Below are 7,067 nucleotides of genomic sequence, written 5' to 3'. Positions count from 1 at the left end.
ATGGTCGATCACATAGCGCCAGCTGCCATCCGCCTGCCTGCGCGCCACCTCGCACGAACTGCCGCAGGCAACCGAAGTCCCGGCCGTATCGAGCAGGCGCCAGTCCGCCCGCAGCAGTGCGATATCGCCATGCTCGATGCAGAAGTGGTTGCGCGACACCATGGTGCCCGGCAGCAGCAGGAGCTGCTCCAGCGCCGCGGCGATCCGCGCCTCGTCGCCCAGGACGGTGCCGGTGCCGTCGGTGCAGAGCTTCGCGCCTGGCTCATAGAGGCAGAGCAGATTCCGCAGGTCCCGGCTGTTGAACGCCCGCGCGAACGTTTCGTTCATCCCCTTGGGGTGCATCACTTTGTACATTGGCGTTATCCTTCCCGTCGAAAAGCCGCGACAGTAGCGCGGCGGTGCAGTACCTACCAAACGGGAAGGAGCGGATGTGGCAGGGGAAGGCAATGCAGCCTGGATCGAAGCGGAACAGCCATGCCCGCGCCGGCCTGTCCAGTGCCCGGTCGAGGACTGGCTGGCGTTTCTCGGACACCGCTGGAATGCCCTGGTGCTCTGGCACCTGTCGGCCGGGGAGAAGCGTTTTGGCGAGTTGGAGCAATGCTTGCCGGGGATTGCGTCCAAGGTGCTGAGCGAGCGTCTGGACGGACTGCTGCTGCGCGGCCTGATCGTCAGGCTGGCAACGGCAACGTTTCCGCGTGGCACCGTCTACCAGCTATCCCCGAAGGGCGCGCGCCTGATCGGCGTGCTGGACCGGCTGGACGTCTGGGCCAGGGAGGACGCTTGCGACTGAGGCTGCGAGAGCGAGGCAATCAGGCCCGGGCAGGTTCGCCCCAGGGTCTTCTGGGCGGCGCGCTGGGCACCGCCCGTGGCGGGCCTCAGGCGCCGCTGCGCAGGTAGCCTTCCGCCAGCGCGACCCAGCATGCCGCGCCAAGCGGAATCAACTGGTCGTTGAAGTCGTAGCCGTCATTGTGGATCGAGCAGCCGACCCACTCGCCGGTGCCATTGCCCAGCGCGAAGTAGCAGCCTGGCACCTTCTCCAGCATCCAGGCGAAGTCCTCGCTGCCCATCTGCATCGACGGCGGCACCTGGATCACCTTGTCGCTGCCCAGCACGCTGGCCACGGCCTGCCGGGCGACGGCGGCCTCTTCCACGGTATTGCAGATCGCGGGCGCCAGGCGCTCGTAATCGATGTCCACCGCCACGCCATAGGAGGCGGCCTGGTGCGTCACCACCTCGCGGATGCGGCTTTCCAGCAGGTCGCGTACTTCCGGCACGGTGGCGCGCACGGTCAGCTTCAGCGTCGCGGTCTCGGGGATGATGTTGTGGGTGCTGCCGGCCTGCATCTGGCCCACGCTGATCACGCCGGCATCGACCGGCGCCACGTTGCGCGCCACGATGGCCTGCAGCGCCATCACGGTAGCCGCCAGGGCCAGCGTCGGATCGGCGGCGCGGTGGGGCATGGCCCCATGGCCGCCCTTGCCGCGGAAAGTGATGGCGGCGCGGTCCGACGAGCCGCCCATCGGGCCGCTCTGCACCACCGCCATGCCTACCGGGAGGCCCGGCGCATTGTGGAAGGCGTAGATCGCATCGCAGGGAAAGCGTTCGAACAGGCCGTCGTTCATCATGCCGAGCGCGCCGGTCATGCCTTCCTCGTCCGGCTGGAAGATCAGGTTGAGCGTGCCGTCGAAGTTGCGGGTCGCCGCCAGGTATTCGGCCGCGGCCAGCAGCGTGGCGGTGTGGCCATCGTGCCCGCAGGCGTGCATGCGGCCGGCCACCTGGCTGGCGTAGGGCAGGCCGGTGCGCTCCTGCAGCGGCAGCGCGTCCATGTCGGCACGGATGCCGATGCGCCGGGTGCCGTTGCCGAGCTTCAGTTGCGCCACCACGCCGTGGCCGCCCACGCCGGTGTGCACGTCGTAGCCCCACTCGCGCAGCAGCGCGGCAGCCATGTCGGCCGTGCGCGGCACGTCGGCGCCAAGCTCGGGATGGGCGTGGATGCGGTGGCGCAGCTCGGCGAAGCGCGCGGCGGATTCGATCAGTGCGGACGGGACATTGCCCGGGTTCTGGGTCATGACGGTACGATCCTCGATGGTGCGGTTGGATGTCGGACAGGGAAACCGTGTCTTGCCGCGCTTCAGTCGCGGCCAGGGTGGCTGGGGAACAGCGCCAGCGCGCACAGGCTGATGCACGCCGAGGCGAGCAGGTACCAGGCCGGCGCCATATTGCTGCCGGTGGCACCGATCAGCCAGGTGACGATCAGCGGGGCGAAGCCGCCGAACACCGTCACGCCCAGGCTGTACATCACCGACATGCCGGTCGCGCGATGGTGGCGCGGGAAGGCTTCCATCATCAGGGCGGCGCCCGCGCCGCTGCCGACCGACATCAGGGCCACGGCGGCGCCGATCAGCGCCACGGTGAGCGGCAGGCCAGGGCCCGACGAGAGCAGCAGGAAGTTCGGGTACACCAGCGCCGTCGATGCCAGCCCGCCGGCAAACAGCAAGGGCTTGCGGCGCGGCAGGCGGTCGGCCAGCCTGCCGAACAGAGGGGCTGCCACCAGCATGGCGAGACCAGCCATGCACGCCGCCAGGAAGGCGGTGACCGGCGGCATGTGCAGCGCGCTCACCAGATAGGTGGGCATGTAGAACACCATGATGTACATCGACGAGGTGCTGCCGGTCATCAGCAGCATGCCCAGCAGCAGCGTGCGGCCGTGCTCGCGGAACACCGCGCCGATGCCGGCGTGCTGCCCGCCGCCTTCATGGGTTTCCTGCAGATGGCGGCGGATATACATGCCGACCGGCGCGATCAGCAGGCCCAGCAGGAACGGCAGGCGCCAGCCCCAGTCGTGCATGGCTTCGGGGCTGAGCAGGGCCGATACGGCAGCGCCGGTGAGCGCCCCGAGCAGCGCGGCGCCGCCTTGCGTGGCGGCCTGCCAGCTCACCAGGAAGCAGCGGTTGCGCTTCGTCGCGGATTCCAGCAGCAGGGCCGATGCGGCGCCGATTTCGCCGCCCGCCGACAAGCCTTGCAGCAGCCGGCCGAGCACCACCAGCACGGTAGCGGCCACGCCGATGCTGGCGTGGGAGGGCGTGAAGGCGATCAGCGCCGTGCCGGCGCTCATCAGCAGGATGGTGAGCGTGAGCGCCGCCTTGCGTCCGCGCCGGTCGGCCAGGTTGCCGATCAGCACCGCGCCGAGCGGGCGCATCACGAAGCCGGCGCCAAAGGTGGCAAAGGACAGCAGCAGCGACGCGAGCGGGCTGCTGGACGGAAAGAACAGCCTGCCGATGGTGGCGGCGAAGAAGCTGTACACGGTGAAGTCGTATACCTCCAGCCCATTGCCGATCGCGGCGGCGATGACGGCGCGGCGCGAGTGCGGCCGGTCGACTGCGATAGCGGCGGGCGCGTTGCCGGCGTGGCTGGATAGCGCGGTGGGCGCGGTGGTCATGCTTTGCTCCTCGGGTGGGCCAGATAGGGAACGGGTGCGGCGCGGCCCCGTTTCTCTTGGTGTTGGGGCATGGTAAGAGCCGTGCCCCGGATACGCACTTCGCTTTTTTTCATGGGTATGCGCATCGGGAATGGCGGGCGATACCCGCCACCGTGCCCGTCCATGCGGCCTGGGTGGCAGACTGGCACCCGGCTGGCGGCGTGGCCGGCATGTGTGCTGTCGACGACCCGGCTCGTGCGCGGCCAAACAGAGGGAAGGGGGCGTCAGGGTGAGGCGTGGCGGTGGTCCGCAGTTGGCCCAGGCGGCAGGGCAGGCGCCCTGCCGGCGTCGGTTGACCGCTTTCCGCCAGCTTCCCTTGGGTGTAACTATTTGATTTTTATTGGGTTTGGCGGCGCCGGAATGGCGCCGTTTATGGCGCGGCGCCTTCGTGCAAAGCCGGATAGTGGCTGGCAAGCGCCTGCAGCAGGGCGTCATGCAGGCGTGCCGCGGCCCACGTCAGCACGTGCCGGTCGCGCGTGACCAGCGAGACGATGCGGTCGGGCACGGGTTCGGCCACGTCGATGAAATCCATGGTTTCGGTGATGATCCTGCTGGCTCGCGATTCGCTGGATAGCAGTACCAGGGTATCCACCTGCCAGCAGAGTTCCAGCGCCAGTCCCATCGACGAGCATTCGATCACGCGCGTGGGCGAGTCCAGGCCGTTGCCCGCGAACAGTTGATGGAAGGGCGAAGCCGTATCGGAGAGCGGGTCAGCCGCCAGCCAGTCGGCCTGCTGCAGCGCGCGCACCGAGCGCGCCGCGCGCAGAGGGTGCCCACGCCGCGCCGCGATGATGGTGGGCAGGCGGCAGACCTGGGTGCAGTCCAGCCCGCGGTCCGCCGGCAGCAGTTGCGAGGTCACGGCAAAGTCCATGGTGCCTTCGCGCAGGTGTTCCAGCAACTGCGTCGGCCGCATTTCCTGCACGCGCAGGCGGGCATTGGGAAACTCGCGGCGGAAGGTGCTCAGGCAGGCCGCCATCGGCCGCATCATCGCGGTGACCGGCGTCACGCCCACCGTGATCTCGCTCGCCACGGTGCCTTTCATGTCCTCCAGGTCGTCGCGCGCGCGGCGCACGTTCTCGCTGATCAGCCGCGCGTGGGTGACCAGGCGCTGGCCGTAGGGGGTCAGGCGGATTCCTGTGCTCGAACGCACGAACAGCGCCGCGCCTACGCTGCTCTCCAGTTCCTTGATGGCTTTGCTCAGCGCCGGCTGCGTCAGGTGGAGGATGCGCGAGGCTTCCTGGATGCTGCCGGATTCGGCAACGGCGGCCAGGGCGCGCAGCTGGTTGAGCTTCATGGGGGCCTGCAAAAGTCGTGGTCGGAGATGGTAACGGCAAAACGCCCGGCCCAAGGGGCCGGGCGCCTGGCGCTGCCGTGCGCGGCGGATGGCGGCCTTAGTGTGTCGTGACGCTGGCCGGGCTTGCCGCCAGCGTTGCCCGACGGTGTGTTGCGGGCGTCGGCAGCGCACCGCTGAAGGCGAAATCCACCTCCGGCACATGCCCGCTGATGATGTCCGCGATGGCGCGGCCCGAGCCGCAGCCGTGCGTCCAGCCCAGCGTGCCGTGGCCAGTATTCAGGTAAAGGCCGTCGATGGCGCAGCCGCCGATATACGGCACGTTGCCCGGCGTGGCGGGGCGCAGGCCGGTCCAGAACCTGGCCAGTTCAGGCCGGCTCATGCCCGGGAACACGTCCAGCGTGCGCTTGACGATGGCTTCGCAGCGCACCGGGTTCAGGTCCATCGCATAGCCGTTGAGTTCGGCGGTGCCCGCTATGCGCAGGCGGTCGCCGAAACGCGAGAACACCAGTTTGTATTCGTCGTCGGTCAGGCTCACGCTTGGCGCGCGCTCGCCGTCGAGCACAGGCAGCGTCGCCGAGTAGCCCTTGGCCGGATAGATGTCCAGCTTCACCCCCAGCGGGCGCGCCAGCATCGGGCTGAAGCTGCCCAGCGCCAGCACATAGGCATCGGCGCTTTCGATCTGGTAGCCGCCGGTCTCGTCGGCGATTTCCACGCCGCGCATGCTGCCGCCTTCGGCATGCAGGCGCTGCACCCGCACGCCATAGCGCAAGCGTACGCCAAGCGCCTCGCACCGGGCTGCCAGTTCGGTGGTGAAGCGGTGTACGTCGCCGGACTCATCCTCGCTGGTATAGGTGGCACCAGCCAGGCGCGGCGCGATATTGGCCAGCGCCGGCTCCAGCCGCACGACTTCCTCCGGGCTGATCACGCGCCGCTCGCAGCCCAGTTCGCGCATGATGCGCGCCGGCTCGATGGCGGCGTCGAATTCCTTCTGGCTGGTGTAGAAATGCAGGATGCCGCGGGTCAGGTGGTCGTACTCGATGCCGGTTTCCGCGCGCAGCGCCTGCAGGCTGGCGCGGCTGTAGGTGCCCAGGTTGAGCAACTGGATCATATTGTGGGTGGAGCGTTTCGCCGAGCACTCGCGCAGGAACTTCAGGCCCCATGACCATTGGGCCGGATCGGCGCGCAGGCGGAACAGCAGCGGGGCATCTTCGCGCCCCAGCCAGCGCAGCATCTTCAGCGGCGCGGCCGGGTTGGCCCACGGCTCTGCATGGCTGACCGAGATCTGGCCGCCATTGCCAAAGCTGGTCTCCCGGGCGGCGCCCGCATTGCGCTCCAGCACCACCACCTCATGCCCGGCACGGGCCAGGTACCACGCCGAGGCGATGCCGATCACGCCGGCCCCCATTACGATGACTTTCATTCTTCAGGCTCCGGATAGCAAAAAGGGGCAGGCAGGCCATCCGGCCTGTCTGCCCCCACTGTCCTTTTGCCTGAGAGATTCGCCGCACCCACCACGGGTACCGGCTTGCCCCTTCGGCGGCCGCATGCCGTTCACCTTGGTGATCCGGTCCGGCGCTCTCCAGTTTTATCGGTCTCCAGTCTTTTGCACCTGAGCGTTTCAGGGGTACGCCTTCGGTAGAGGGGCCCGCCTAGATATGACGGGGGCGCCTCGTTCTCCTGGATGGCGCACATTAACATGGGGCAGGCGTGACCGCAATGGGGGCCGGCCCTGCCTCGCGCCGGGCGGTTGGCCGGCCGAACGGAAGCGGCTTGACCACTATCAAGCCGTGCTGCATCCCGGCATGCGATAGAATGGCCGGCATCCACTACCGCGATGCGCCATGCTACGGAGCGCGCAGCATGGGCGCGCTACACCAATGTGCGGGCACCGATGTTGTGCATCGCTACACCTCATACCCAGCGGCCACGCCCCGCATGTTCCAATTTCCGATATCCAATGCAGCTCGAAGACTCCAATCCGCAGAATGGCTTTCTGAACACACTGCGCAAAGAGCGAAAGCGTGTTCAGGTCTATCTGGTCAACGGTATCAGGCTGATCGGCTCCATCGAGTCGTTCGACCCGTTCGTAGTGATGCTTAGCACGCCTGGCGGCATGCAGGCGATCTACAAGCAAGCGATATCCACTATCCAGCTGGACACGGGGACGCGGCCCGCTGCCTCCGCCGCGCGCCCGGCCCGCACGAACAACACCGACGGCGAGACCAAAACGCCTCTGGTGGTGACGCGAAAACGCCGTCCGCTGGCGCTTGGTGGCGGCAACGAGTAGCTCCCGCC

At 68.1% G+C, this 7,067-nt stretch carries 6 protein-coding genes, 1 pseudogene and 1 riboswitch; of the genes and pseudogenes, 2 read left to right on the top strand and 5 right to left on the bottom strand.

The features are described from left to right. Nucleotides 1–354, bottom strand: a 354-nt coding sequence (locus P3W85_RS34555) for a YybH family protein (protein ID WP_276268070.1), incomplete at its 3' end; no start/stop codon positions are given. Nucleotides 355–430: 76 nt separating this feature from the next. On the opposite strand from P3W85_RS34555, the gene P3W85_RS34550 reads away from it, so the two are divergent. Continuing rightward, nucleotides 431–790: a winged helix-turn-helix transcriptional regulator gene (locus tag P3W85_RS34550; protein WP_276268069.1), complete on the top strand. Its 360-nt coding sequence runs from the start codon at nt 431–433 to the stop codon at nt 788–790. Nucleotides 791–875: 85 nt separating this feature from the next. On the opposite strand, the gene P3W85_RS34545 is transcribed toward P3W85_RS34550, so the two are convergent. The 4 genes from P3W85_RS34545 to P3W85_RS34530 all read right to left on the bottom strand — a co-directional run bounded on the left by P3W85_RS34545 (nt 876) and on the right by P3W85_RS34530 (nt 6,192). Further along, complete coding sequence (locus P3W85_RS34545; RefSeq protein ID WP_276268068.1) at nt 876–2,069, bottom strand: M20 aminoacylase family protein; 1,194 nt, start codon at nt 2,067–2,069, stop codon at nt 876–878. 62 nt (nt 2,070–2,131) lie between these two features. Continuing rightward, entirely contained in the window at nt 2,132–3,439 is a 1,308-nt protein-coding gene (locus P3W85_RS34540) for an MFS transporter (RefSeq protein WP_276268067.1), read from the bottom strand. A gap of 409 nt (nt 3,440–3,848) precedes the next feature. Beyond that, the gene (locus tag P3W85_RS34535; protein WP_276268066.1) at nt 3,849–4,772 is read right to left on the bottom strand and encodes a LysR substrate-binding domain-containing protein; all 924 of its coding nucleotides are present in this window, start codon (nt 4,770–4,772) and stop codon (nt 3,849–3,851) included. 97 nt (nt 4,773–4,869) lie between these two features. After that, nucleotides 4,870–6,192: a D-amino acid dehydrogenase gene (locus tag P3W85_RS34530; protein WP_035814936.1), complete on the bottom strand. Its 1,323-nt coding sequence runs from the start codon at nt 6,190–6,192 to the stop codon at nt 4,870–4,872. A gap of 48 nt (nt 6,193–6,240) precedes the next feature. Beyond that, nucleotides 6,241–6,365: riboswitch (glycine riboswitch) on the bottom strand. Nucleotides 6,366–6,729: 364 nt separating this feature from the next. Here P3W85_RS34530 and hfq point away from each other — a divergent pair. After that, nucleotides 6,730–6,952 (top strand): annotated as a pseudogene (gene hfq / locus P3W85_RS34525) (RNA chaperone Hfq); the annotation flags it as partial. Nucleotides 6,953–7,067: the final 115 nt, after the last annotated feature.

This window comes from Cupriavidus basilensis, assembly GCF_029335485.1.
Taxonomy (GTDB): domain Bacteria; phylum Pseudomonadota; class Gammaproteobacteria; order Burkholderiales; family Burkholderiaceae; genus Cupriavidus; species Cupriavidus basilensis_E.
The sequence above is the reverse complement of the archived record's forward strand: the minus strand, read 5'-3'. Positions and strand labels throughout refer to the sequence as shown.